This window comes from Streptomyces sp. NPDC007162 (assembly GCF_040634175.1).
Taxonomy (GTDB): Bacteria; Actinomycetota; Actinomycetes; order Streptomycetales; family Streptomycetaceae; genus Streptomyces.
Genome location: NZ_JBEYFC010000096.1, coordinates 1 through 23,405 on the forward strand (window position 1 = coordinate 1; position 23,405 = coordinate 23,405).

The window sequence follows — 23,405 nt, forward strand, 5'->3', positions numbered from 1 at the left end:
ATGAACGTCTTCGGCACCGACCGCAGGCTGCTGGCACTGGGCTGGGCGTTAGCCCGGCCCGCCCGCTCCGTCATCTGCGGAAGAGCTCGTTCAGATCGTCCTGCGGGAGCTGGGCCTCGGCGTACGAGAACGTGCCCCGCTCCGCCAGCTCCCGTGCCGCGCCCAGCAGCTGCGCGTACATGGCCCGCGCGATGCTGCCGCCCACCGTGACCCGGCGCACCCCGAGTTCGCGCAGCTCGGCCAGCGACAGGTCACCGCCCGTCAGCCCCATGACCACGTTCAGCGGCCCGTCGATCTCCTTCACCAGGGTGCCGATCGTCGCCGCGTCGGCAGCGCCCGGCACGAACGCGCAGTCCGCGCCCGCCGCGAGGTAGGCGTCGGCCCGGCGGACGGCCTCCGCGAGCGGGCCGCCGGTCAGCAGCACGTCGGTGCGGCCGACCAGGACGAACGGCTCGCCGGCCGCGTCGACGACCTGGCGTGCGGCACGGATGCGGTCGGCCGAGAGTTCCGGGTCGTACAGCGGCCCGGAGCGGTCGCCGGTGAAGTCCTCGATGCCCTGCCGGGAGCGGAACCGGCCCGAGAGGGTCAGCCAGTCGCCCAGCGCCTTCTGGTAGCCGTCGTCGATCTGCACCACGTCGATCGGCAGGTCGAGGGTGTCCATCGCCCGCAGGTTCTCGTGGATGTCGTCCTCGGTGACGGCCGTGAAGTACTCGTACCAGGAGCACCAGACGGTCGGCGCGGGGCGCGGGGCCGGCAGGGCGAGCGAGTCGGCCCACTCGGCCAGCACGGACTGGATGCCCGTGCCGGTCCACTCCTTGACCGGGCCGTCGGCCGCCACCTCGGCCACACCGCCCGCGACCGTGAGGCGGATCGACGGCACCTCGTGCAGCGGGTCCGGCGCCGCCCAGAGCCGGACCGGCGAGCCGTCGCCCGGGTCGAGCGCCAGCAGGCCCTCGCCCTGGTGGGCTCCGGCGGGCACACCCCGGCCGGGGCGGTAACAGACGGTCGCCCAGTTGTCGTTCGTCGGGCGGTGGGGCGCGGCCCCGAGGGCGTAGGAGCCGCTCGGCGACCAGGACTGCCAGCCCTCCTCGTGGACACGGGCGGTGCGCGTGTCCACCGGCACGGCGGCGGCCGGGGTGAACGGGTTGTGCACGGGGTTCTCTTTCACAGGTGGCCGAGTGCGTGCGCACCCGGCCGGGGGGAGGAGCCGGGTCAGCCCTTCGCGGAGCCCAGGGTCAGACCGCTGACGAACTGCTTCTGGAGCACGAAGTACACGATCAGTGTCGGGATCGCGGTGAGCAGCGAGCCGGCGGCGACCAGGTTCGGGTCGGTGAAGTACTGGCCGGAGAGGTTGTTCAGCGCCGAGGTGATCGGCATGTTCTCACCGGTCGAGATCAGCACCAGCGCCCAGAAGAAGTCGTTGTAGATCCAGATCGACAGCAGGGTCGCCAGGGCCGCCATGGCGGGCCGGCACAGCGGCAGCGTGATCTGCCAGTACAGCCGCCACACCGAGGCGCCGTCCACCAGCGCGGCCTCGGTCAGCTCGTGCGGGAGCGAGCGCATGTAGTTCGACAGCACGAACGCGCAGAACCCGGACTGGAACGCGACGTGGATCAGGACCAGGCCGAGCGCCGAGTCGTACAGCTTGCCGCTCTGGGTGATGCCCGGCAGGTTGGTCAGCAGGTACAGCCGGTACAGCGGGGTGATGATGACCTGCTGGGGGAGCAGGTTGCCCGCGGTGAACACCAGCAGCAGCGCCAGGTTGACCCGGAAGTCGAACCGGCTGACGTAGAACGCGACCATCGACGACAGGAACAGCGTGAGCAGCACGGCCGGGACCGCGATGATCAACGTGTTCATGAAGTAGTGGGTCATGTCCGACTGCGTGAACGCGTTCTTGAAGTTGTCGAAGTTCAGCGTGTGCGGCCAGGACAGGTAGCCGCGCGCGCTGGTCTCGCTGTACGGGCGCATGGCCGAGAAGACCGCCCACAGCAGCGGGGCGAGCCAGGCCAGGGCCGCGCCGGCCAGGAAGACGTGCAGCAGGACGCGGGCCGGGCGGATCGGGTTGCGCTGCTTGGCCAGCGCGCTCACGGTGCTCATGCGCGCCGCTCCTTCCGGAAGGTCGCGATCAGGTAGGGAATGATCACGATCAGCGAGATGAACAGCAGGACCACCGCGATCGCGGAGCCGTAACCGATGCGGCTGGACTCGCCGATGATGTTGTTGGTCACCAGGATGGAGAGCAACTCGGTGCCCTGGGCGCCCTTGTTGAAGACGAAGACCAGGTCGAAGGCGCGCAGCGCCTCGATGATGGTCACGACGAGGACGACCGTGTTGGTCGGGCGCAGGGTCGGGAAGATGACGTTCTTGAACGTCTGCCACTCGTTGGCGCCGTCCAGGGCCGACGCCTCCCGCAGCGACGGGTCGACGCTCTTGAGACCGGCCAGGTACAGGATCATCATGTAGCCGGCGTGCCGCCAGGACGCGGCGATCAGCACGGCCCACAGGTTGAGCTTCGGATCGCCGATCCAGTCGATGTAGTGGCCGGGCTTGTTGGCACCGATGATGCTGTTGATCAGCCCTGTGTCCGGGTTGTAGATGAGCTGCCAGACGAACCCGATGCAGGCCAGGGAGATCACGACCGGCAGGAAGAACGCCGTCTGGTAGACCCGGCTGAACCGGATCTTCTTGTCCAGCTGTACGGCCAGGAACAGGCCGAACGGCGTCGGGATCAGGATGAGCACCACGAACCAGATGACGTTGTGCTCGACCGCGGGCCAGAACTGCGGGTTGTCGGTGAAGAGCTGGTGGAAGTTGTCGAGCCCGACCCACTTGATGGAGTCGAAGCCGATGCCGTCCCAGCTGGTGAAGGCCAGGAGGATCGAGGCGATCGCGGTCACCCAGACGAGGAGGACATGGAGGATCGTCGGCACGCCGGCCATGAAGGCGAGCGTGATCCGGTCACGGCGGGTCAGCAGGCGCTTGTGGCCCTGCGGGACCCGCTTCTTCTCAGACGCGCGCCCAGGAGGCGGCACGGCGGCCGCCTCCTGGGACTTCGTGGGGATTTCGGTGGTCATTCCAGAGCTCACTGGGAGGCGAAGATGGTCTTCTTCTGGCGCTCGATGGACGAGAGCAGACTGTCGATCCCCTTGGGGTTCTGCAGGAACTTCTGCAGACCGGGCTGCATCACCGTGGAGGTGAAGTCCGGGCGGGAGTCGCGGTCCATGAACTGGGTGAGGTTCTTGGCGCCGCTGATCATCGTGTACGCCTTCTTCTGCAGCGCGGTGTACGACGAGGTGTCGGCCTTGCTGGAGGCGGCCACCACGCTGTTGTCGGCCTTGAGGTAGATCTGCTCCGCCTCGGGGGTGCCGAGGTACTCCATGAGCTTGACGACGCCGTCGTGGTTCTTCGGGGACTTGCTGACCATGAAGCCGTCGGTGGGCGCCTCGACGGTGTCCTGGCCGTACGCGGGGTTGAGCTCCGGGAAGGCGAAGAAGTCGAGGTCGTCCAGGTCGGCCTTGTTGGTGAACTGCTGGCCCACGAAGGAGCCGAGGACGTACATGCCGGCCTTCTTGGAGACCAGGGTCTGCGCGGCGTCCTGCCACGTGCGGCCCATGAAGCCGTCCTGGTGGTAGGGGAGGATCTCGGCCCAGTGGTCGAAGACGGCCTTGACCTTGGGGTCGGTCCACGCCTCCTTGCCCGCCATCAGGGACTTGTGGAAGTCGTAGCCGTTGAGGCGGAAGTTGATCTGGTCGAAGGTGCCCATCGCCGGCCAGGCGTCCTTGTCGCCGAAGGCGATCGGGACCAGGCCGTCGCCCTTCATCTTCTTGCACAGGGCGACGAACGCGTCCCAGGTGGTGGGGACTTCGTAGCCCTTGGCCTGGAAGACGCTCTTGCGGTAGAAGATCGCCCAGGGGTACGTGTACAGCGGGACGAAGTAGTACTTGCCGTCCTCGCCCTTGCTGAGCTGCTTCATCGCGTCGGGGAAGTTGTCCCCGATCTTCGCCCACACGTCGTCGATCGGCGAGGCCAGGTTCTTGGCCGCGAAGAACTGCATGCGGTAGCCGGCGAACCAGGTGAACACGTCGTCCGGCGTGCCCTGCAGGTAGGAGTTGATCTGCTCCTGGAAGGTGTTGTGGTCCTTCGTGTTGACGTCGACCTTGATGCCGGACTGCTTGGTGAAGGCCGCGTAGATCTCCGCGAACGCCTTCTTCGGCACGGCGTCGGAGGAGTTGGAGCCGAGGCTGACGGTCTTCGGGTCGGAGGAGGACCCGCTGCTTCCGCAGGCGGACAGCAGGGGTATGCCGGCACCCGCGAGGAGGGCGGCAGAGCCGGCCCCACGCAGGACGTTACGGCGGCTCGGACCCGGCACGTGAAGACCGGACGGGGAGATGCGCATGGCGGCTCCTGAGTAACAGGGTTCGGCAAGGGGAAGAGCTGATCTTCGAAAGGTCCCGAAACCGATCAGAAACCAACTCGGCCGAACATCGTGGGCGCAATAACAGCCGCTTGTCCGCTCATGCGTCAATAGCCTGCGTCTCTCTCGCCCGTCTCTTGCCCGAAACGTAATCGTCATGGTCGCCTGCCGGTTCGTTGAACAAAGCGGGACGACCGAGCCCCCACGGGACAAACACCGTGGGGGCTCGTGTGCGGGCATGTTGGTTTCACACCCCCGAACCTGCTGCTCCCGGCTACGGACGGACGAGCAACTGGAAGTCGAAGGCGTACCGGGACGCCCGGTAGACGTGGCTGCCGTACTCCACCGGTCGGCCGGTGTCGTCGTAGGCCGTGCGGCGCATGGTGAGCAGGGCGGCGCCCGCCTGCTCGTCCAGCCGGCCGGCCTCCTCGGCGGTCGCGCTGCGGGCGCCCACGGTCTGCCGGGCGCTGTGCAGGGTGATGCCGGCCGTGCGCATCATCCGGTACAGGCCGGTCGACTCCAGACGTTCCGTCTCCAGGTCGAGCAGGGCCGCGGGCAGGTAGTTGCACAGGAACGCCACCGGCTGGCCGTGGGTGCAGCGCAGCCGCTCCAGGACCACCACCTCCGCGCCCTCCGCGATGCCGAGCGCCGCGGCCACCTCGGCGGTCGCCGGGATCCGCTCGTTGCGCAGCACCTGGGTGGTCGGGCCCTGCCCGGCCGACTCCAGGTCGTCGTAGAGACTGCTCAGCTCCAGCGGGCGCTTGACCTGGCTGTGCACCACCTGGGTGCCCACCCCCCGGCGGCGCACGAGGAGGCCCTTGTCGACGAGCGACTGAATGGCCTGGCGGACCGTGGGCCGGGACAGGCCGAGCCGCACCGACAGGTCGATCTCGTTGCCCAGGAGGTTGCCCGGCGCCAGGACGCCGTGCTCGATGGCCTCCTCCAGCTGCTGGGCGAGCTGGTAGTAGAGCGGCACCGGGCTGCCCCGGTCCAGGGCGAAGTCCAGGGTGCCGAGCGCCGAGAGGGTCGCGGCGCGGGTGGAATCACCGGTTCTTGCCACCGGGAGACCTCCTTCCGGGGTTCTGGTGGTCACAGGTGCCGAACGCGTTCGGCGACCTGCCGGTCGTAGTGCTCACGGGCTTGTACGGCGGCCTCGCGGGACGCGGTCTCGGCGACCGGCACGTCCCACCACGCCTCGGCCGGGGGAGCGCCGGGCGCCGGGTCCGTCTCCACGTACACGCACGTCGGCCGGTCGCTCGCGCGGGCCGCGGACAGCGCCTCGCGCAGCTCCCGCACCGTCTTGGCGCGCAGCACCTCCATGCCGAGGCTGGCCGCGTTGGCGGCGAGGTCGACCGGCAGCGGGGCGCCGGAGAAGGTGCCGTCGGCGGCCCGGTACCGGTAGGCGGTGCCGAACCGCTCGCCGCCCACCGCCTCGGACAGGCCGCCGATGGAGGCGTAGCCGTGGTTCTGGATGAGGACCAGGTTGACCGGCAGGCCCTCCTGGACGGCGGTGACGATCTCGGTCGGCATCATCAGGTAGGTGCCGTCGCCGACCAGCGACCAGACCGTGACGTCCGGCGCGGCCTGCTGGACGCCGATGCCGGCCGGGATCTCGTACCCCATGCAGGAGTAGCCGTACTCCAGGTGGTACTGGCGCGGCGAGCGGGCCCGCCACAGCTTGTGCAGGTCGCCAGGGAGCGAACCGGCCGCGTTGATGACAACGTCGTCATCCCCGACGACCGCGTCCAGTGCGCCGAGCACCTGGGTCTGGGTCGGTACGGCGTCCTCGTCGTCCGCTCGGTAGGCGGCCTCGACGACCGCCTCCCAGCGCCCCTTGCCCTCCCGGTACTCGGTCACGTACTCCGGCGCCACCCGGTGCCCGGCGAGGGCCTCGGTGAGGGCCGTGAGCCCGGCGCGCGCGTCGCAGACCAGAGGGTGCGCGGACTGCTTGTGGGCGTCGAGGCCGGTGATGTTCAGGTTCAGGAAGCGGACGGCCGGGTTCTGGAAGAGGGTGCCGGAGGCCGTGGTGAAGTCCGAGTACCGGGTGCCGACGCCGATGACCAGGTCGGCGGCGCGGGCCAGGTCGTCGGCGACGGCGGTCCCGGTGTGTCCGATACCGCCCAGATCGGCCGGGTGGTCGTGGCGCAGCGAGCCCTTGCCCGCCTGGGTGGAGGCGACGGGGATGCCCGTGGCCTCCACAAGGGCCCTCAGGGCGTCCTCCGCGCGGCTGTGGTGGACTCCGCCGCCCGCCACGATCAACGGGCGCCGGGCGGCCCGTACGGCGGCTGCCGCGGCCGTCAGCTCGACCGGGTCGGGGGCCGGCCGCCGTACCCGCCAGACGCGGTCGGCGAAGAACTCCTCCGGCCAGTCGTAGGCCTCCGCCTGGACGTCCTGGGGGAGGGCGAGGGTGACCGCGCCGGTCTCGGCCGGGTCGGCGAGCACACGCATCGCGTTCAGGGCGGAGGGGATCAGCGCCTCGGCGCGGGTGACCCGGTCGAAGTAGCGCGAGACCGGCCGCAGGGTGTCGTTCACCGAGACGTCGAACTCGCTCGGGTGCTCCAGCTGTTGCAGCAGCGGGTCGGGGGCGTGGCTCGCGAAGTAGTCGCCGGGCAGCAGCAGCACCGGCAGGCGGTTGATGGTGGCGAGGGCCGCGCCGGTCACCAGGTTGGTGGCGCCCGGACCGATGGACGTGGTCACCGCCTGCGCGGAGAGCCGGTCCAGCTGCCGGGCGTGTGCCACGGCCGCGTGCACCATCGCCTGCTCGTTGCGGCCCTGGTGGTACGGCATGGCGTCGCCGTACTCAAGGAGCGCCTGGCCGATCCCGGCCACGTTGCCGTGGCCGAAGATGCCCCAGGTGCCGGCGATCAGCCGGTGCCGGACGCCGTCGCGCTCGGTGTACTGGGCGGACAGGAACCGCACCAGTGCCTGGGCGACGGTCAGGCGGGTGGTCGGCTGGCTCATGGGTGACCTCATTCGGGCGCGGTGGTGGGAGCGGGGGGACGGGCGGGGCCGGCCGGAGTGGTCAGGGGTACCTCCGGCGGCAGCGGGTAGGGATCGCCTTGCCTCCTCGGGTACGGGCGGGATATGCCACTCAGGTGTAGATCGGGACGGGTCGCGCTGTCAATGGTTTGTACTTACATTCGGACCTGAGCGTGAAATGATGTCTTAACAAAGTATTGACAGCGGGCCGAACAGGGACTTGTATCCCGTCCCAACACGCAGCACCGGCTCGGACCGCCGCTTTTCGGCCCGGGCCGAGGGATCCCCGTGATCTCCCTTCTCCCCCGGCGCACAGTGAGGTGCAGGAAAGATGGACCGTTCAGCCCGTACCCGTACGCGGAAACTGGCCCCCTTCGTCGCCGCGGCCGCGGCGGCCGCCCTGGCTCTCACCGGCTGCTCCAGCAGCACCGGAGGAAAGAAGTCCGAGGAGGGCGGCGCGGCCGCCTCCGCGGGCAAGGCGAGCACCCCCCGCATGACGGTCGCGCTCGTCACCCACCAGGCGCCCGGCGACACCTTCTGGGACATCGTCCGCAAGGGTGCCGAGGCGGCCGCGGCCAAGGACAACATCAAGCTGGTCTACTCGGCCGACCCGAACGCCGGCAACCAGGCCAACCTGGTGCAGAACGCGATCGACCAGAAGGTCGACGGGATCGCCCTCACCCTCGCCAAGCCGGACGCCATGAAGGACGTCATCTCCAAGGCGACCTCGGCGAACATCCCGGTCGTGGGGCTCAACTCCGGCCTCAGCGACTGGAAGAAGCTCGGCCTGATGGAGTTCTTCGGCCAGGACGAGACGGTCGCGGGCGAGGCGCTCGGCAACCGGCTGAACACGGAGGGCGCCAAGAAGGTCGTCTGTGTCATCCAGGAGCAGGGCAACGTCGGCCTCACCCAGCGCTGCGACGGTGTGAAGAAGACGTTCTCGGGCACGACCGAGACCCTGTACGTGGACGGCACCTCCCCGACCTCGGTCAAGTCCACGATCACCGCCAAGCTCAAGCAGGACAGCGCCGTCGACCACGTGGTCACGCTCGGCGCCCCCATCGCGCTGATCGCCGTGCAGTCGGTCTCCGACGCGGGCAGCAAGGCCAAGATCGCCACCTTCGACCTGAACAAGGACCTGACCGGCGCCATCAGCAAGGGCACCATCGAGTTCGCCGTGGACCAGCAGCCCTACCTCCAGGGCTACCTCGCGGTCGACTCGCTGTGGCTCTACAAGAACAACGGCAACTACAGCGGGGGTGGCGAGCAGCCGGTCCTGACCGGCCCGGCCTTCGTCGACAAGTCCAACGTCGAGAAGGTCGCCCAGTTCGCCGCGAAGGGCACACGGTGATCGGTATGAGTCAGCAGTCAGCGCCGGCGGTGGCGACACCGCCGGCCCCTGGCCCCAAGGAGAAGGACGGCCGTACCGCGCAGCGGCCCCTGGCACTGAGGCTGTTGGCCCGCCCCGAGGTGGGTGTCTTCCTCGGCGCCGTCGCGGTCTACGTCTTCTTCCTGGTCGCCGCGCCGCCGGTGCGCGAGGCCAGTTCGATGGCGAACATCCTCTACCAGTCGTCGACGATCGGGATCATGGCGATCCCGGTGGCCCTGCTGATGATCGGCGGCGAGTTCGACCTCTCGGCCGGTGTCGCGGTGGTCACCTCGGCGCTGACCGCGAGCATGCTGGCGTACCAGCTGTCCATGAACGTGTGGGTGGGCGTGATCGCCGCGCTCGTCGTGTCGCTCGCCATCGGGGCCCTCAACGGCTGGCTGGTGGTCCGCACCGGACTGCCCAGCTTCCTGATCACCCTGGGCAGCTTCCTGATCCTCCAGGGTGTGAACCTCGCGGTGACCAAGCTGGTCACCGGCAACGTCGCCACCGACGACATCAGCAACATGGACGGCTTCAACCAGGTGAAGAGCATCTTCGCCTCGACCGTCACCATCGGCGGCGTCGATGTGAAGATCACCATCTTCTGGTGGCTGTTCTTCGCCGCCGTCGCCACCTGGGTCCTGCTGCGCACCAAGTACGGCAACTGGATCTTCGCGGTCGGCGGCAACAAGGACAGCGCCCGGGCGGTCGGCGTCCCGGTGAACTTCACCAAGATCTCCCTGTTCATGCTGGTCGGCTTCGGTGCCTGGTTCGTCGGCATGCACCAGCTGTTCTCCTTCAACACCGTGCAGTCCGGCGAGGGGGTCGGCCAGGAGCTGATCTACATCTCCGCCGCGGTCATCGGCGGCTGCCTGCTCACCGGCGGCGCCGGTTCCGCGATCGGCCCGGTCTTCGGCGCCTTCATGTTCGGCATGGTGCAGCAGGGCATCGTCTACGCGGGCTGGAACCCCGACTGGTTCAAGGCCTTCCTCGGCGTCATGCTGCTCGGCGCCGTCATGATCAACCTGTGGGTCCAGCGCACCGCGACCAGGAGGTGACCCGATGACAGACAACACAACCGGAACGCACGGTGCCATCCTCCAGGACACGGCGCCCACCGACGGCGGCCCGATCGTCGAACTGCGCGGCACGGGCAAGTCGTACGGCAACATCCGCGCCCTGCACGGCGTCGACCTCAAGGTCTTCGCCAACCAGGTGACCTGCGTCCTCGGTGACAACGGCGCCGGCAAGTCCACCCTCATCAAGATCATCTCGGGGCTGCACCAGCACACCGAGGGCGACCTCCTCGTCGACGGCGAGCCGGTGCGCTTCGCCAGCCCGCGCGACGCCCTCGACAAGGGCATCGCCACCGTCTACCAGGACCTCGCCACCGTCCCGCTGATGCCGGTGTGGCGCAACTTCTTCCTCGGCTCCGAGATGACCAAGGGCCCCTGGCCCGTGCGCCGTCTCGACATCGCGAAGATGAAGGAGACCGCCGACCGGGAACTGCGCAACATGGGCATCGTCCTGGACGACCTGGAGCAGCCCATCGGCACCCTCTCCGGCGGCCAGCGCCAGTGCGTGGCGATCGCCCGCGCCGTCTACTTCGGCGCCCGCGTCCTCATCCTCGACGAGCCGACCGCCGCCCTCGGCGTCAAGCAGTCCGGTGTGGTGCTGAAGTACATCGCCGCCGCCCGCGAACGCGGCCTGGGCGTCATCTTCATCACCCACAACCCGCACCACGCCTACATGGTCGGCGACCACTTCAGCGTGCTGCGCCTCGGCACCCTCGAACTCTCCGCCCAGCGCAGCGACATCACCCTCGAAGAGCTCACCAACCACATGGCGGGCGGTGCCGAGCTGGCCGCCCTGAAGCACGAGCTCTCCCAGGTCCGCGGTGTGGACACCGAGGAACTCCCGGAAGAGGAGGACCTCGGCGCCCCGGTGGCGAGCGGTCCCGAAGGCAAGGCCTGACCCATGGCGAACGCGCTCGACCGCATCCGGGTCGGCTCGGCCCCGGACTCCTGGGGGGTCTGGTTCCCCGACGACCCCCGGCAGGTCCCCTGGGAACGCTTCCTCGACGAGGTGGCCGAGGCCGGCTACCCCTGGATCGAACTCGGGCCGTACGGCTACCTGCCCACCGACCCGGCCCGCCTGACCGACGAGCTCGCCGAGCGCGAGCTCGGGGTCTCGGCCGGCACGGTCTTCGCCGGCATGCACCGCGGGCCAGCCGTCTGGGAGTCCACCTGGGAGCACGTCAGCCAGGTCGCCGCGCTCACCCAGGCGGTGGGCGCGCGGCACCTGGTGGTCATCCCCTCCTTCTGGCGGGACGACAGGACCGCCGAGATCCTGGAGCCGCCGGAGCTGACCGGCGAGCAGTGGGCGCACCTCACCAAGGGCATGGAACGCCTCGGCCACGAGGTGAAGGAGACGTACGGCCTGGACCTCGTCGTCCACCCGCACGCCGACACCCACATCGACACCGAGGACCACGTCGAGCGCTTCCTCGACTCGACCGACACCGAACTGGTCGACCTCTGCCTGGACACCGGTCACTACGCCTACTGCGGCGGCGACAGCGTCAAGCTGATCGAGACCTACGGCGAACGGATCGGCTACCTCCACCTCAAGCAGGTGGACCCGGCGATCCTGGCCGACGTCCGGGCCAAGGGCACGCCGTTCGGGCCGGCCGTGGCCCAGGGCGTGATGTGCGAACCGCCCGCCGGGGTGCCGGAACTGGCCCCCGTCCTGGAGGCCGCGCAGCGGCTGGGCGTCGAGCTCTTCGCCATCGTCGAGCAGGACATGTACCCCTGCGAGCCGGACAAGCCGCTGCCCATCGCGGCACGGACCCGCAGTTTCCTGCGGTCCTGCGGCGCCTGACAGCCGCATCCCGGGGCCGCGCGGAGAAGATCCGCGCGGCCCCGCGCGTGCCCCGGCGGGATCGGGAACATCCGCCGGGGCACGCACGTTCTCCCGATGACGGCAGGATCCGTTGCCACGACGGGGAGGACCAGCATGAGCCACGAGGAGACGGCGACCGAGGCGGCCCGGCGCAGGGAGCGGTTCGGCGCCCTGCCCGAGCGGATCCGCCCGCAGGACATGGTGGAGACCAGGCCGGCGATCCCGCACGACCCGGACCGGGAGAGGTACGACGCCGACGAGTTCGCCGTCCGCTACGGCCTCTGAGCGATCGGGAAAAGGGCGACGGGGCGGCTCACCGGGACCGCGTGCTCGGTCCTGGTGGCCGCCCCGTCGCCTGCGCGGCGTCAGGCTCCGCGCACCTCTGCGATCGTCACCGGACGGTGCTCGTGCAGAGACAGGGTGCAGGCCTCGGCGATCCAGCCCGCCTCCAGGGCGTCCTCGACCGTGCAGGGGGAGGTCCGGGTGCCGGCGACCACCTCGGTGAACGCGGTCAGTTCGGCGCGGTAGGCGGCCGTGAACCGGTCCATGAAGAAGTCGTGCGGGGTGCCCGCGGGGAAGGTCACGCCGGGCTCGACCGAGCGCAGCGGGAGCTTGTCCTCCAGGCCGACCGCGATCGAGTCCTGGAAGCCGTGCAGCTCCATGCGGACGTCGTAGCCACGGGCGTTGTGCCGGGAGTTGGAGACCACCGCGATGGTGCCGTCGTCCAGCGTGAGGATCGCGCCCGTGGTGTCGGCGTCGCCCGCCTCCTTGATGTAGTCGGCACCCCGGTTGCCGCCGACCGCGTAGACCTCGGTGACCTCGCGGCCGGTCACCCAGCGGATGATGTCGAAGTCGTGCACGGAACAGTCCCGGAAGATGCCACCGGACGCGGCGACATAGGCGGCCGGGGGCGGCGCGGGGTCCAGGGTGGTGGAGCGCACGGTGTGCAGCTTGCCCAGTTCGCCCGCCTGCACCGCTGCGCGCGCGGCGACGAAACCGGCGTCGAAACGCCGGTTGTACCCGATCTGGATCGGCACGCCCTTGCCCTGGACGGCCTTGAGGACCTCGACGCCGTCGCTCATGTGCTTGGCGACGGGCTTCTCGCAGAAGACGGGGATGCCGGCCTCGACACCGGCCAGGATCAGGGCGGGGTGGGCGTCGGTGGCGGCGGCCACGACGATGCCGTCCACCCCGGCGGCGAGCAGCGCCTCGGGCGAGTCCACGACCTCGCCCCCGAACTTCTCGGCGGCGGCCTTCGCGGCGTCCGCGAACGGATCGGTGAGGACGAGCGACTCGACGGCGTCGAGCCCGGAGAGGGTCTCGGCGTGGAAGGCGCCGATACGGCCGAGGCCGAGGATTCCGATACGCATGGGGGTGTCACTCCTTGACTGCTGGATGGTGGGGCGCCTTCGAAGGGGCGCGGGCTGTGTGGGCGGCGGACTCCTAGCCGAGACCCCCCAGGACGTTCTGGTCCCAGTCGATCACCGACCCGGTGACCACACCCGACCGCTCCGACAGCAGGAACACCACGAAGTCGGCGATCTCGTCCGGCTGCCCCAGCTTGCCCATCGGCACCTTGGCCGCGGCCTCCCTGAGCCAGTCGTCCCCCGCCCCGTGGAACGCCCGCTGCGTCGCGTCCTCCCCCTCCGTCGCCGTCCAGCCGATGTTCAGCCCGTTGATCCGCACCCGGTCCCACCGGTGCGCGTGCGCCGCGTTGCGGGTCAGCCCGATCAGACCGGCCTTGGCCGCGACGTACGGCGCGAGGAACGGCTGCCCGCCGTGCGCGTCGAACGTGATGATGTTGACGATCGTGCCGGGCGCCTTGCGGCCGACCATGTCGGCGACCGCCGCCTGCATCGCGAAGAAGGGTCCCTTGAGGTTGATCGCGATGTGCTGGTCGAACAGTTCGGGCGTGGTGTCGAGGAGGGTGCCCCGGGAAGTGAGCCCCGCCGCGTTGACCAGGCAGTCGATCCGGCCGTACGCGTCGACCACCTCGGCCACCGAGGACCTGGCCTGTTCGGCGTCGGCGAGGTCGGCCCGCACGAACAGGGCCTTGCCGCCCGCGGCGGACAGTTCGGCCACCAGGGCCTCGCCGGGCTCCGGGCGGCGGCCGGTCACGGCCACCGTCGCGCCCTCACGGACCGCGGCACGCGCGACGGCCGCGCCGACGCCCTGGCTGCCGCCGTTGACGAGGACGACCTTGTCGTCGAGAAGTCCCATGTGATCGTTGCCCTTTCAGCTTTCACGCCGGGCCGCGGCGGCCCGTAGTTCGTCCCGCAGCACCCGCGGCACCCAGCCCTCGCGCAGCGCCCGCCGCACCAGGTCCGCCTGCGAGGGCGGAGCCATGCCGTCGACCGGCGGATCACTGTCGAGGTTGGTCGGGAACGGATAGCCCTCGGCGCTCGCGGCGATCACGTGTTCCAGCCACGCCTCGCCCGCGCCCTCCGAGCGGCGCCGCCGCAGCACCGGGTAGACGGCGTTGGCCACCGCCTCCCGGTCCACGGTCTCCATGGGCCGCCCGAAGGCCGAGGACACCTGGAGCAGGTTGGCCGTCCGGCGCACGCCGAGGGTCCGGTTGGTGCCGGCCGCGTGGAACACCGCCGGGTTGAAGAACGCGGCGTCGCCCTTCGCGAGGGCCGGCTGCACGTGGTTGGCCTTGAACCAGGCCTGGAACTCCGGTCGCCGCCAGGCCAGGTAGCCCGGCTCGTAGGTCTGGGAGTAGGGGAGGTACATGGTCGGCCCGGACTCCACCGGCATGTCGCAGTGCGCGACCGCGCCCTGCAGGGTGAGCACGGGGGAGAGGCGGTGCACATGCGCCGGATAGGCCTCGGCCTGCTCGTCGGAGAGGAAACCGAGGTGGTAGTCGCGGTGCGCGGTCTGCGCCGCGCCGCCGGGGTTGACCACGTTGACCTGGGAGGTGATCTGGTAGCCGGGGCCCAGCCAGGCCCGTGAGACCAGGGCCACGACGTCGTTGGCGTAGTAGTCGGCGAACGCCTCCGGGTCGTACAGCGCCGCCTTCTCCAGGGCGTTCCACACCCGTTCGTTGGCGCCCGGTCTCGCGAAGTGGTCGCCGGCCCGCGCACCCGACTCGCGCTGCTCCGAGAGCAGCGCCTCGAACACCGCCGTGGCCCGGTCGACCACCACCGGATCGGGGAACGCGCCCCGGAAGACGACGACACCCGGGCCGTCCGTCAGGGCGCGGACCAGTTCGGTCCGCAGCCCGTGCGGCGCCTCGGCGCCGCGCAGCCGCTCGCTGTCGTAGACGAGGACGTTGTCCTCCACGGCCGACGCGTGCGGGTAGTCGGCCGGGTCGGTGGTCCGCTCGACCAGCGCGCGGAACGTGCCGAGGTCGCAGTCCTGCGGCGACAGCCAGGGGCGGCCCTGTTCGGCTGCGAGGGACATCGGTGTCCTGCTTTCGGTCGCGGTCACGGTCACGGTCGGGGCCACGGGCACGGCCACGGTGCAAGGCCGGGGGGCACGGCCACGGGAGGGGCGGGGCTCTGTCATTCTTGTCAGTACAAACCCCTCGAACAATCAGCAGCGACTCCTCCAGATGGGCGGAGTTGATGTGCTGCAGGAGCACGGTCAGGGTGTCGTCGCCGACGGAACCCACTCCGTTGACGGCCGGAGTGAGGATGGATTCGACCCACACGGTGTGCATCTTGAGGTAGCTGTCGAGCTGGAGCGCGTCCTGGACCTGCTGGCCCGGCGACTCCTCCAGGTGTGCTTTGTCGATGTGCTGGAGGATCGGCAGCAGGACCTGCTGGATGCTGACGCACTGCTCGGAGCCGCCGTCACCGCTTCCGCCGCTGCTCCCGCCGCTGGAGCCGCCCGAACTGCTGCTTCCGCCGGTGGAACCGCTGCTGGAGCCGCCCGAGGTCGAGCCGCCCGTACTGCCCCCGGTGGAACCGCCGGTCGATCCCCCGGTGGAACCGCCCGTGGAGCCGCCTGTCGAGCCGCCTGTCGAGCTGCCTGTCGAGCCACCCGTGCTGCCCCCGCTGTCGGCGACCACGGTGATGGAGGCGGTCATGTCGGGGTGGACGGCGCAGTAGTACTCGTAGGTGCCCGCCTTGGTGAAGGTGTACGACCAGCTGTCGCCCTTGTTCAGTGTGCCGGAGTCGAACTTCGCCGGGCCACTGGTGGTGGTGACCGTGTGCGGAACGGAGTCCTCGTTGATCCACTCCACGGTCTGGCCGACCTTGACGGTCAGGGACGGCTGGGCGAACTTGTAGCCCGTGATCTTGATGGTGTGGTCCGCGGCCTTGGCCGCCGTGGTCTTGGCCGTGGCGGGCTGGTCCATCGCCATCGAGTGCGCCTCGGCCGCGGGCGCGGCGGTCTGCGGAGCCGCCGCTCGGGCGGATGCCTGGAGCAGGCCGAGGCAGGCGACCGCGGCTACGCCCGCGCCCACGCCGGTGGCCAGCAGCACCCGGCTGCCGACCCGGGAGCGCCGGTGACGCGGCGGGGGAGCAGCGGTGGTGCTGTCAGTGGTGTCAGTGCTGTCAGGGGTGTCAGTGCCCATGGTGGTGCGTCTCCTTGCGAGATGAGGGGCGAAACAGCGGGTTGTGCGGGGAATTGCCGATCAGCGCCCGGGGGCGGATGTGACCAGCACACTCGTCGCGGCGAGGACGACGAGGACGAGCCCCGTCTCGGCCACGACCGAGTAGACGAAGGGCCGTACGGTGGCGCGGTCGCCGCGCAGGAGGACGGCGATGTCCAGCCGGGTTCGCACCCAGGTGCGGCTGCTCCGGGCGATCAGCAGCACCACGGCGAGGACGGCGAGTTTCAGCAGCAGCAGGCGCCCGTACCCGGTGTCGACGAGTGCGCCGAAGGAACCGACGATCTGCCAGGTCAGCACCGATCCGGCCGCCAGGATCGCGGCGACCGACACGCCTGCCAGCGTGGAGTAGCCGGAGACGGCGGCGGACAGCTCCTCCGGGCGGCGGCGGGGCAGCACGCCGAACACCAGGAGGGCCAGGCCGCCCAGCCAGAGCGAGACACCGAGCAGATGGATCAGGTCGGCGACCTCCCCCCAACCCGGATGCGTGCCCTCGGCGTTGTGCCCGGTCATGCCCGTCGTGCGCAGCAGGCCCAGGGCGACGGCGAGGAAACCGACGCGCCAGCCCGGGGAACGGGCGGCCCGCTCACCGCCCTGGAGCAGGGCGGCCAGGACGATCGCGGCCAGCACCCACATCAGGACCCGGCAGGCGGCCACGATGCCGATCTCGGAGCCCAGCAGGTCGGTGTAGGTGGCCGACTTGAGCACGTCACCGAGCCTGCCCATGGCCCCGTAGGCGCCCTGCAGGCCCGGCCCGAGCAGGCCCGCCGCGAGTCCGGCCGCCCAGGAGAGGGTGAGGAGCCGGCGGGTACGGCGGTCCTGTGCGCCCTGGGGCCACAGCAGCGCGCAGAAGGCGAGCCCACCGACGTAGAGGGCGAGCGAGAGGTAGCCGACCCAGCGGGTCACGGTCCAGGCGGTGTACACGGCCTCCGAGGGGTGCGGAGCGGCCTGGACGCCGGTTGCGTCGGCCTTGTCGGTACCGGATGCGGCGGAGTTCCCGGGCTTCGCCACGAGCGCGAAGGACAGGCTCCCCGACGTGGGATGGCCGTCCTTCATGTCATGGACCTGCCATATGAGAGTGAGCCGGTCCTCGCCGGTGGTCCTCGGGACGGTCGCCTCGACGACATTGCCCTCGGCGTCGCCGTGGGCCGGCCGGGACAGGGTCAGCTGCTTCCGGTCCGCGGTGATGCGGACGTCGGCGAGGTCGACCTGCTCGCTGAAGGTCAGCCGGACCGTGGCGGGAGTGTGTGTGAGCCGGGAGCCGTTCTTCGGTGCGGTGGAGGTCAGTTCGGTGTGGGCGGAGGCGGCGGGCGCCGCGAACAGCAGGGCCGCGAACGCCAGGAGAGCGGCAAGGGCGAGTCGGGGACCGCGTCGGCCTCTCATGGGAGCACCTCCGACAGCACCGAGGGTGACGGCGCCGGGCCCACGCACACCGACGACGGATCCCTGGTCGAGGGCGACGACGACGGTGACGGCGAGGGTGAGGCGGCCGTGCCGAGCAGGCCGTCCAGCAGGCCGGTGACCTGGCCGACGGTGCCGGTCAACAGTGGCTGCAACAGCCGCACTTCGCCCGTCGTGCAGCCGTTGGACGAGGACGGGACCGGGGACGGGGCGGGCGTGGGGGAGTCCGAGGCCGACCCGGAGGGGGCGGTGGGGGGCATCGGCATGCCACCGGTGCTGCCCGCACCGCCCGTGCCAGGACCGTCGGGAGCGCCGGTGGAGGTGGTGCCGTCGCCCACCGGAAGAACGTAACCGCCGCCTCCGGGCAAGCTGTCGCCTCCCGAGCCGGCGCCCGAGTCCGCACCGGAACCGGAGCCGCTGTCCCCCGGGCCGGAGCCACTCGCCGCGGATCCCCCCGAGGGACCGGCCGAGGGCGGCGAGGCGGTGTCGACGGTTGTGGGCTGAGGTGTGCCGATGCCGGAGGCGTACCCGAGGACGACGATCACCGCGGCGACGAGCGTCCCTGCGACGATCTCGTCGCGATGGTCTCCCGGCCAGGCCGCTCTGGCGAACAAGGGCATGAGCCCCTCCTGACGCTGTGTGTGTACGGCAGTGACCAGGAGTGCACCAGAGCCGACGATTCCCGTCGACTACGCGTCAGTTAATCGCTCGTTTCCATGCCTCTCATTCGATCAGGTGTGACCTGTGAGGACAGACGTTCCCGCCTCAATGTGCACATTGCATTCCGTGAAGAAAGCGAAGGCGCCGTGAATGCGAACACGCTTGGCATTTCCTGCGCGGCATCGAGGGAATCCGGACGGACCAGCAGGGATGAGCCGGGGAGTGCGGCCTTGGTGAACACCGGTACAGCCGTGGGCGCTGGGATTGATCACGGGCGGGACCTGGCTACGGTCCGCGTCATGCCGGTGGGGTTCTGTACGACGATCCGGAGTGGGGTCGGAAGTTCCGTACGTTTCTGCACGGCCGGGCGTGGACGCACGCGGGCTGGACCCGGTCCCGGGCGTTCAGTTCGGTGAGCAGCCGGGACACCCTGCACGATGCGGTAGGCGGACAGTTCGATGTCGGCCGGCAAAGGACGCTGCTCGGCACCCGCACCCGACGCATGACCAACCAGCACAGAGAATCGGTCATTTGGCAAGTTTTACGTTGGTGAGCGGGCGCCGTTCGGTGCCTGTCGTCGGTGCCGTACCGCTGGGTCGCCCCTCCCCGCAGGTCAGACAGGGTGCGACGGCCTGGGCCGGTCGGGCGCGTGGTCCGGGCGGGCCGTTCGGGGATCCTCTTTGCCTGTTCGGTCAGCCGGAGCGGCTTCGTGGGTGGGGAGTGGTGTCCCACCTGTGCATACGAGGCGGGGACGTCGGCCGCCACAAGGTTGTCGCGAAGCGTAGGCGTGTGACGGTCGTGACGTGGAGGCCCGGCAGAACGCTTCCTATGGTGGGAAGCGACGTCGCCGGACGCGCCGAGCGCGGCGACACCGGAGGCCGCGTACCGGATCCGGGGGAGTACGGTCCACGAGATGTCCGATGTCGGAGTAGCCTCATGGAAAACCCTGAGTTCGCCGAGATGCTGATGCGCACCAGACTGCGTTCCGGCATCACCCAGCAGCAGCTGGCCGACCTCTCCACCATCAGTTCCCGCGCGATAAGAAACCTGGAGAAGGGGCATGTGCGCCATCCGCGCAAAGAGACCGTCCAGCTGCTGGCCGACGCTCTGCGCATCGACGGGTCCACTCGGCACCGGTTGCTGAAACTCGCCGTGGAAGAGGAGCGCGAAGGCCCGTACGGAATTCCGGACGGCGTCCGTCCGCCGGACTTCGGACGGCCCGCCGACCCGGGAGAGTCCTTTCACGACGCTCACGGACTCCCTGAACAGAGACCACGGTTGTCCGGTTCCTCGCTCGGTCAGGGATCCATCCCGCTCGCCTCTCCTGCCTCCGCCAGGGGAACGCGCCCCGACACCGACCCGGGAGCCCTCGACGGGACGGCTCCGGCGGACGCTTCCGGAACCGGCACGGACGGGGACGACCGGGACGCGGAACCTGCCGGTCCACCGGATGCGCGGCGCCCCGCGCACACCTGCGCGTACGAGTACAGGGCCGTGCCGCTCCCCGAGGGGCCCGGCCCCGGTGCCACCGGCGTTCTCAACGACGTGGCCCGCGACGGCTGGCGGTTGGCCGCCGTCGACGGCGGCACCGCCTACCTGGAACGTCGCGCCCGCTGAGGTCACGGACGCGCCCCGGCGATACGCCGGCGCCCGGCCGTGACGCTCCCGCGCGCCCTGCGCAGACCCCGCTCCTGAGCGGCACGTCCGCAGGGCGCGCGCACGTGCCCGCGAGCCGGTCGTCCGGCCGGCGGAATTCCGGTTATATTCCGCCGGAAAATTCCGGACCGGCCACTTCCCTCCTCTAGCGTGGATCAGGCGAAGTTCTTCCCTGACCCTTTAGAGAACGAGGGAGCACGAAGAATGTCAGCACCCGCAGCCGTAGTTGACACGCACCTCCCACCCGGACCGCGAGCACACCTCAGCTCCGATAGCACCCGCCAGATTCTCCGTCTGCAGAACTTATTTCTGCGACATGCCCGGGAATTCCTGTACGAAGCCGGATTCGTGGAACTCCTCCCTCCCGTCATCGGCCCGGTCACCGACCCCGGAATTCGCGGCGCGAAACAGGTCGACGTCGACTTCTACGGCCACCGCTACAAACTCATGACGAGCGCCTTCGTCTACAAGCAGGCGGCCCTGCTCGCCTACGACAAGATCTTCTACGTCGCTCCGAACGTACGGATGGAGCCGCTGGAGACCTGCTCCACCCAGCGCCATCTCGCGGAGTTCCATCAGCTGGACATCGAGATGGCGCACACCAGCCGCGAACAGGTGATGGACCTGGCCGAGGAGCTGATCGCCACCGCTACCCGAGCGGTCGTCGCCGAGTGCGAACCGGCGCTGCGCGACCTGGGGCGCGACGTGGACGCGCTGCGGGCGATGCTCGCGGCCCCGTTCGAACGGCTCGCCCACACGGACGCCGTCTCCCGCCTCGTCGACGGCGGCCATGCCCAGAGCGCGGCGGCCGAGATCGACTGGGAAGGCGAGCGCATCCTCTCCGAGGGCAGCGCCCGCCCCGTGTTCCTGACCGACTATCCCAAGGGCTCGCGCGTCTTCCTGGAGCGCGAGGACAGTCAACGGCCGGGCGTGCTGCGGACGTTCGACCTCCTCATGCCGGAGGGGTACGGCGAGGTCATCAGCGGCGGCGAACGGGAGTCGGACTACCGGCGTCTGATCACCCGGATGCGCGAGACGGGGGAAAACCCCGCCAAGTACGGCTGGTACCTGGACGAGGTGAAGAAGGGCATACCGCCGAGCGCGGGCTTCGGGCTCGGCGTCCAGCGCTTCACCCGCTACCTGGTGGGTGCCGACTACGTGTGGCAGACCACCGCCTTTCCGAAGCTTCCCGGCGTCGTCTCGCCCTGACCGCGGAGGTGCCGCGATGACCCGTATCACGAGCCACCCGCAGCGCGAGACCGGCGCGAGCGCGCGGGGCGGGGTGCTCCCCGCCGCCGCGCTCCTCGACCACCTTCCTCGCCTCCCCCCGCGCCCGGCCGGACCCGTCGTGAAAGGGGCCGGCCCCGTGGGACCGGCCGGAGCGGCCACCAAGGGAGGACCCGCCACCACCGGGCCCGCCACCGTCGGACCTGCCACGGCGCCCGCACCGGCGCAGGTGTTCGCGCCGGCCGCCCCGCCCTCCGCCGAACCGCCCCGCGTCCTCCTGGTCGACGGGGACCCGGTCTCCCGCCAGGTCTTCGGCGGCACCCTGCACGCGGACGACCAGGTCAGCCTGGTCGCCACCGGCGACAGCCGTCGCCCGGCCGCGGAGTGGCCGCTGCACCGGGCGGACCTGACGATCCTGGTCTCCGGACCGCTGGAGAACCACGTCCTCAAGGCCCAGGACGTGAACCGCCGCGGCGGCAGGACCCTCCTGGTGGGTGTCGACTGGTCCAAGCACCGGCTGGACGCCGCCCTGGCCTCGGGCACCTCGGGCTGCCTGAGCAAGGACTGGGCGCTGTCCCACCTGCCGCAGGCCGCTGCCGCCGCCGCGACCGGGCACATCGTGCTCTCGCCCGACCTCGTCGGACTCTGCGTGGCCATGCAGCCCGCGGACGCCGGCCGCGATCTCGCGGTCCGGCTGCGCTGCCTGACCCGACGGGAACGGGAGGTGCTGACGCTGCTCGCGGAGGGGATGTCGACCGGCGAGGTGTCCGACTGCCTCGTCGTCTCCCCGGCCACCATCAAGAGCCACGTCTCCCACGCCCTGACCAAGCTGTGCGTGCGCAACCGACTCGAAGCGGTCCTGCTCATGCAGGCGGCTCTGGGCTGCGGCGTCCAGCACGGCGAACTCCGCCCCGGAGAGATCTGAAAGGGACCGATCATGCCCGCATACGTCCTGGTGGGATACAGCGCGGACCTGCTGCGCGTCCTCGACGGCTTCCTGGCGCCGGACAGCGTCCTCGTCGTGGACGAACCGGAAGTCCTCGCCGTGCGGGGCGCCCGTGACCGCACCGGCGAGATCGCCTGCTTCGCCGACGTCCTGCCCGCCCCGGTCCAGACCGACGCGGACCGGCTGCCCGCCCTCGTCGCCTCGCCGCCCGGTGTACGTGCCGTGCTGCCCGGCAACGACTACGGCGTCGTGGCCGCAGCGGTCCTCGCCGACGCCTGGGGTCTGCCCGGCCCCGGCACCGAGGCCGCCCGGACCTTCCGCGACAAGCGCCGTCAGCGGCGGCTCGCCGACGAGGCGGGCATCCCCCAGCCCGCCTGGAGAGAGGTGTCCGACGCGGCCGAAGCGACGGAATTCGCCGCCGGATGCCCCGACGGGTTCGTCCTCAAGCCGGCCACCCTCCAGTCCAGCGAAGGCGTCCTCGTCCTCGAACCCGGCGCGGACGTGGCGGCGGCCTGGCGGCACACCACCGCGCGCAACGCCATCGGCGGGACCATGCGCCTGAACGGGGGGCCCGGCCCCTGCCTGGCCGAACGACGGCTCCTGGGCGAGGAGTTCAGCGTCGAGCTGCTGCTGCGCGACGGTACCGCGCTGTTCTGCAACGTGACCGCCAAGCGTCTGCTCGGCGGGGTCCACCCGGTGGAGATGGGACACGTCGTCCCGGCTCCGCCCGAGGGCGGCGTACGCGAATCACTGCGCGCCAGCATGCTGGCCCTGGCCCGCGCGTCCGGATTCCGCACCGGCGTCATGCACGGCGAGTGGATCATCGAGGACGGGGTGCCGCACCTGGTGGAGTGCGCCGCGCGGCTGCCCGGCGACCAGATCCACCGGCTCATCGAACTCGCCTACGGCTGGGACCTGCTGCGCAACTGGTTCCGGGTCGCGGCCGGGGAGGAGCCCGCTGCGGTGCCACGGCGGCCGCAAGGCGCCGCCATCCGGTTCCTGGGTGTCCCGCCCGGGCGCGTCACGTCCGTCAGCGGGATCGACGAGGCCCGGTCCACGGCGGGCGTGCGCGACGTCGCCGTCGCCGTGGACGTGGGCTCGCACGTCGAACCGATCCGCAGTTCCTGGGAGCGCTCCGGCTTCGTGATCGCCACCGGGCCGGACGGCCGGGGCGCCGAACGCACGGCCCGTACGGCGTCCGAGCGCATCGTCATCGCGACCGAGCAGGACGCGCTGGCCGGCGCCTGGGGGGGCCCCCCCCCCCCCCCCCCCCCCCCCCCCCCCCCCCCCCCCC

At 70.5% G+C, this 23,405-nt stretch carries 21 protein-coding genes and 2 pseudogenes; 11 read left to right on the forward strand and 12 right to left on the reverse strand.

Annotation, left to right across the window (positions count from 1 at the left end; genetic code table 11):
* Positions 1 to 70: 70 nt before the first annotated feature.
* The 6 genes from ABZ646_RS14435 to iolD form a co-directional block, all read right to left on the reverse strand.
* Positions 71 to 1,153, reverse strand: a complete 1,083-nt coding sequence (locus tag ABZ646_RS14435; protein WP_360517709.1) for an isocitrate lyase/phosphoenolpyruvate mutase family protein — start codon at positions 1,151 to 1,153, stop codon at positions 71 to 73.
* Between the two features lie 59 nt (positions 1,154 to 1,212).
* The gene (locus ABZ646_RS14440) at positions 1,213 to 2,100 is read right to left on the reverse strand and encodes a carbohydrate ABC transporter permease (protein ID WP_358979840.1); all 888 of its coding nucleotides are present in this window, start codon (positions 2,098 to 2,100) and stop codon (positions 1,213 to 1,215) included.
* Positions 2,097 to 3,077, reverse strand: coding sequence for a sugar ABC transporter permease (locus tag ABZ646_RS14445; RefSeq protein WP_360517712.1), 981 nt, complete (start codon positions 3,075 to 3,077; stop codon positions 2,097 to 2,099). The genes ABZ646_RS14440 and ABZ646_RS14445 overlap by 4 nt, the downstream gene beginning before the upstream one ends.
* A gap of 8 nt (positions 3,078 to 3,085) precedes the next feature.
* Positions 3,086 to 4,399 (reverse strand): extracellular solute-binding protein, encoded by a 1,314-nt coding sequence (locus ABZ646_RS14450; RefSeq protein WP_360517715.1) that lies wholly within the window; start codon positions 4,397 to 4,399, stop codon positions 3,086 to 3,088.
* 292 nt (positions 4,400 to 4,691) lie between these two features.
* The gene (locus ABZ646_RS14455) at positions 4,692 to 5,477 is read right to left on the reverse strand and encodes a GntR family transcriptional regulator (RefSeq protein WP_360517718.1); all 786 of its coding nucleotides are present in this window, start codon (positions 5,475 to 5,477) and stop codon (positions 4,692 to 4,694) included.
* A gap of 29 nt (positions 5,478 to 5,506) precedes the next feature.
* Positions 5,507 to 7,378 carry a 3D-(3,5/4)-trihydroxycyclohexane-1,2-dione acylhydrolase (decyclizing) gene (iolD, locus tag ABZ646_RS14460; protein WP_360517721.1) on the reverse strand — a complete coding sequence of 624 codons (1,872 nt, stop codon included), beginning with the start codon at positions 7,376 to 7,378 and terminating at the stop codon, positions 5,507 to 5,509.
* Positions 7,379 to 7,727: 349 nt separating this feature from the next.
* Between iolD and ABZ646_RS14465 the strand changes: the two genes are divergently transcribed.
* From ABZ646_RS14465 to ABZ646_RS14485, 5 genes are all read left to right on the forward strand, one after another.
* Positions 7,728 to 8,747 carry a sugar ABC transporter substrate-binding protein gene (locus tag ABZ646_RS14465; protein ID WP_360517724.1) on the forward strand — a complete coding sequence of 340 codons (1,020 nt, stop codon included), beginning with the start codon at positions 7,728 to 7,730 and terminating at the stop codon, positions 8,745 to 8,747.
* The gene (locus ABZ646_RS14470; protein ID WP_360517765.1) at positions 8,747 to 9,823 is read left to right on the forward strand and encodes an ABC transporter permease; all 1,077 of its coding nucleotides are present in this window, start codon (positions 8,747 to 8,749) and stop codon (positions 9,821 to 9,823) included. Before ABZ646_RS14465 ends, ABZ646_RS14470 begins: the two co-directional genes overlap by 1 nt.
* Before the next feature lie 4 nt (positions 9,824 to 9,827).
* On the forward strand, positions 9,828 to 10,739 hold the full coding sequence (locus tag ABZ646_RS14475; RefSeq protein WP_360517727.1) for an ATP-binding cassette domain-containing protein: 912 nt from the start codon (positions 9,828 to 9,830) through the stop codon (positions 10,737 to 10,739).
* A gap of 3 nt (positions 10,740 to 10,742) precedes the next feature.
* Positions 10,743 to 11,645, forward strand: coding sequence for a sugar phosphate isomerase/epimerase (locus tag ABZ646_RS14480; protein WP_360517730.1), 903 nt, complete (start codon positions 10,743 to 10,745; stop codon positions 11,643 to 11,645).
* A 135-nt stretch (positions 11,646 to 11,780) separates the two neighbouring features.
* Positions 11,781 to 11,951, forward strand: a complete 171-nt coding sequence (locus ABZ646_RS14485) for a hypothetical protein (RefSeq protein WP_360517733.1) — start codon at positions 11,781 to 11,783, stop codon at positions 11,949 to 11,951.
* Between the two features lie 80 nt (positions 11,952 to 12,031).
* Here the strand turns inward: ABZ646_RS14485 and ABZ646_RS14490 are convergent, their stop codons facing one another.
* The 3 genes from ABZ646_RS14490 to ABZ646_RS14500 all read right to left on the reverse strand — a co-directional run bounded on the left by ABZ646_RS14490 (position 12,032) and on the right by ABZ646_RS14500 (position 15,068).
* Positions 12,032 to 13,036, reverse strand: a complete 1,005-nt coding sequence (locus tag ABZ646_RS14490; protein ID WP_360517736.1) for a Gfo/Idh/MocA family oxidoreductase — start codon at positions 13,034 to 13,036, stop codon at positions 12,032 to 12,034.
* 73 nt (positions 13,037 to 13,109) lie between these two features.
* Positions 13,110 to 13,886, reverse strand: a complete 777-nt coding sequence (locus ABZ646_RS14495; protein ID WP_360517738.1) for an SDR family oxidoreductase — start codon at positions 13,884 to 13,886, stop codon at positions 13,110 to 13,112.
* A gap of 15 nt (positions 13,887 to 13,901) precedes the next feature.
* On the reverse strand, positions 13,902 to 15,068 hold the full coding sequence (locus ABZ646_RS14500) for a phytanoyl-CoA dioxygenase family protein (RefSeq protein ID WP_360517741.1): 1,167 nt from the start codon (positions 15,066 to 15,068) through the stop codon (positions 13,902 to 13,904).
* Between the two features lie 365 nt (positions 15,069 to 15,433).
* Here ABZ646_RS14500 and ABZ646_RS14505 point away from each other — a divergent pair, with 365 nt between their 5' ends.
* Positions 15,434 to 15,718: a hypothetical protein gene (locus tag ABZ646_RS14505; protein ID WP_360517744.1), complete on the forward strand. Its 285-nt coding sequence runs from the start codon at positions 15,434 to 15,436 to the stop codon at positions 15,716 to 15,718.
* A 17-nt stretch (positions 15,719 to 15,735) separates the two neighbouring features.
* Here ABZ646_RS14505 and ABZ646_RS14510 read toward each other — a convergent pair.
* A pseudogene (locus ABZ646_RS14510) lies at positions 15,736 to 15,972 on the reverse strand (plastocyanin/azurin family copper-binding protein); the annotation flags it as partial.
* On the opposite strand from ABZ646_RS14510, the gene ABZ646_RS14515 reads away from it, so the two are divergent.
* Positions 15,902 to 16,120, forward strand: coding sequence for a hypothetical protein (locus ABZ646_RS14515; protein WP_360517747.1), 219 nt, complete (start codon positions 15,902 to 15,904; stop codon positions 16,118 to 16,120). The pseudogene ABZ646_RS14510 and the gene ABZ646_RS14515 sit on opposite strands and share 71 nt — an antisense overlap.
* 125 nt (positions 16,121 to 16,245) lie before the next feature.
* On the opposite strand, the gene ABZ646_RS14520 is transcribed toward ABZ646_RS14515, so the two are convergent.
* Together ABZ646_RS14520 and ABZ646_RS14525 are read right to left on the reverse strand one after the other, a co-directional pair.
* Positions 16,246 to 17,604: a copper resistance protein CopC gene (locus ABZ646_RS14520; protein ID WP_360517750.1), complete on the reverse strand. Its 1,359-nt coding sequence runs from the start codon at positions 17,602 to 17,604 to the stop codon at positions 16,246 to 16,248.
* Positions 17,601 to 18,242, reverse strand: a complete 642-nt coding sequence (locus ABZ646_RS14525; RefSeq protein ID WP_360517753.1) for a hypothetical protein — start codon at positions 18,240 to 18,242, stop codon at positions 17,601 to 17,603. The genes ABZ646_RS14520 and ABZ646_RS14525 overlap by 4 nt, the downstream gene beginning before the upstream one ends.
* A 976-nt stretch (positions 18,243 to 19,218) precedes the next feature.
* Here ABZ646_RS14525 and ABZ646_RS14530 point away from each other — a divergent pair.
* The 4 genes and pseudogenes from ABZ646_RS14530 to ABZ646_RS14545 all read left to right on the forward strand — a co-directional run.
* Positions 19,219 to 19,422 (forward strand): annotated as a pseudogene (locus ABZ646_RS14530) (helix-turn-helix transcriptional regulator); the annotation flags it as partial.
* Between the two features lie 720 nt (positions 19,423 to 20,142).
* The gene (locus ABZ646_RS14535) at positions 20,143 to 21,147 is read left to right on the forward strand and encodes an asparagine synthetase A (protein WP_360517756.1); all 1,005 of its coding nucleotides are present in this window, start codon (positions 20,143 to 20,145) and stop codon (positions 21,145 to 21,147) included.
* 16 nt (positions 21,148 to 21,163) lie between these two features.
* Entirely contained in the window at positions 21,164 to 22,090 is a 927-nt protein-coding gene (locus ABZ646_RS14540; RefSeq protein ID WP_360517759.1) for a LuxR C-terminal-related transcriptional regulator, read from the forward strand.
* 12 nt (positions 22,091 to 22,102) lie between these two features.
* A partial coding sequence (locus ABZ646_RS14545) for an ATP-grasp domain-containing protein (protein ID WP_360517762.1) occupies positions 22,103 to 23,405 on the forward strand: 1,303 nt, incomplete at its 3' end.

Coding starts and splice junctions, on each gene's coding strand:
- ABZ646_RS14440 (WP_358979840.1), bottom strand. CDS start 2,100: ATGAGCACCGTGAGCGCGCTGGCCAAGCAGCGCAACCCGATCCGCCCG.
- ABZ646_RS14525 (WP_360517753.1), bottom strand. CDS start 18,242: ATGCCCTTGTTCGCCAGAGCGGCCTGGCCGGGAGACCATCGCGACGAG.
- ABZ646_RS14475 (WP_360517727.1), top strand. CDS start 9,828: ATGACAGACAACACAACCGGAACGCACGGTGCCATCCTCCAGGACACG.
- ABZ646_RS14495 (WP_360517738.1), bottom strand. CDS start 13,886: ATGGGACTTCTCGACGACAAGGTCGTCCTCGTCAACGGCGGCAGCCAG.
- ABZ646_RS14485 (WP_360517733.1), top strand. CDS start 11,781: ATGAGCCACGAGGAGACGGCGACCGAGGCGGCCCGGCGCAGGGAGCGG.
- ABZ646_RS14480 (WP_360517730.1), top strand. CDS start 10,743: ATGGCGAACGCGCTCGACCGCATCCGGGTCGGCTCGGCCCCGGACTCC.
- ABZ646_RS14445 (WP_360517712.1), bottom strand. CDS start 3,077: ATGACCACCGAAATCCCCACGAAGTCCCAGGAGGCGGCCGCCGTGCCG.
- ABZ646_RS14465 (WP_360517724.1), top strand. CDS start 7,728: ATGGACCGTTCAGCCCGTACCCGTACGCGGAAACTGGCCCCCTTCGTC.
- ABZ646_RS14490 (WP_360517736.1), bottom strand. CDS start 13,036: ATGCGTATCGGAATCCTCGGCCTCGGCCGTATCGGCGCCTTCCACGCC.
- ABZ646_RS14535 (WP_360517756.1), top strand. CDS start 20,143: ATGTCAGCACCCGCAGCCGTAGTTGACACGCACCTCCCACCCGGACCG.
- ABZ646_RS14500 (WP_360517741.1), bottom strand. CDS start 15,068: ATGTCCCTCGCAGCCGAACAGGGCCGCCCCTGGCTGTCGCCGCAGGAC.
- ABZ646_RS14540 (WP_360517759.1), top strand. CDS start 21,164: ATGACCCGTATCACGAGCCACCCGCAGCGCGAGACCGGCGCGAGCGCG.
- ABZ646_RS14450 (WP_360517715.1), bottom strand. CDS start 4,399: ATGCGCATCTCCCCGTCCGGTCTTCACGTGCCGGGTCCGAGCCGCCGT.
- iolD (WP_360517721.1), bottom strand. CDS start 7,378: ATGAGCCAGCCGACCACCCGCCTGACCGTCGCCCAGGCACTGGTGCGG.
- ABZ646_RS14505 (WP_360517744.1), top strand. CDS start 15,434: ATGCTGACGCACTGCTCGGAGCCGCCGTCACCGCTTCCGCCGCTGCTC.
- ABZ646_RS14520 (WP_360517750.1), bottom strand. CDS start 17,604: ATGAGAGGCCGACGCGGTCCCCGACTCGCCCTTGCCGCTCTCCTGGCG.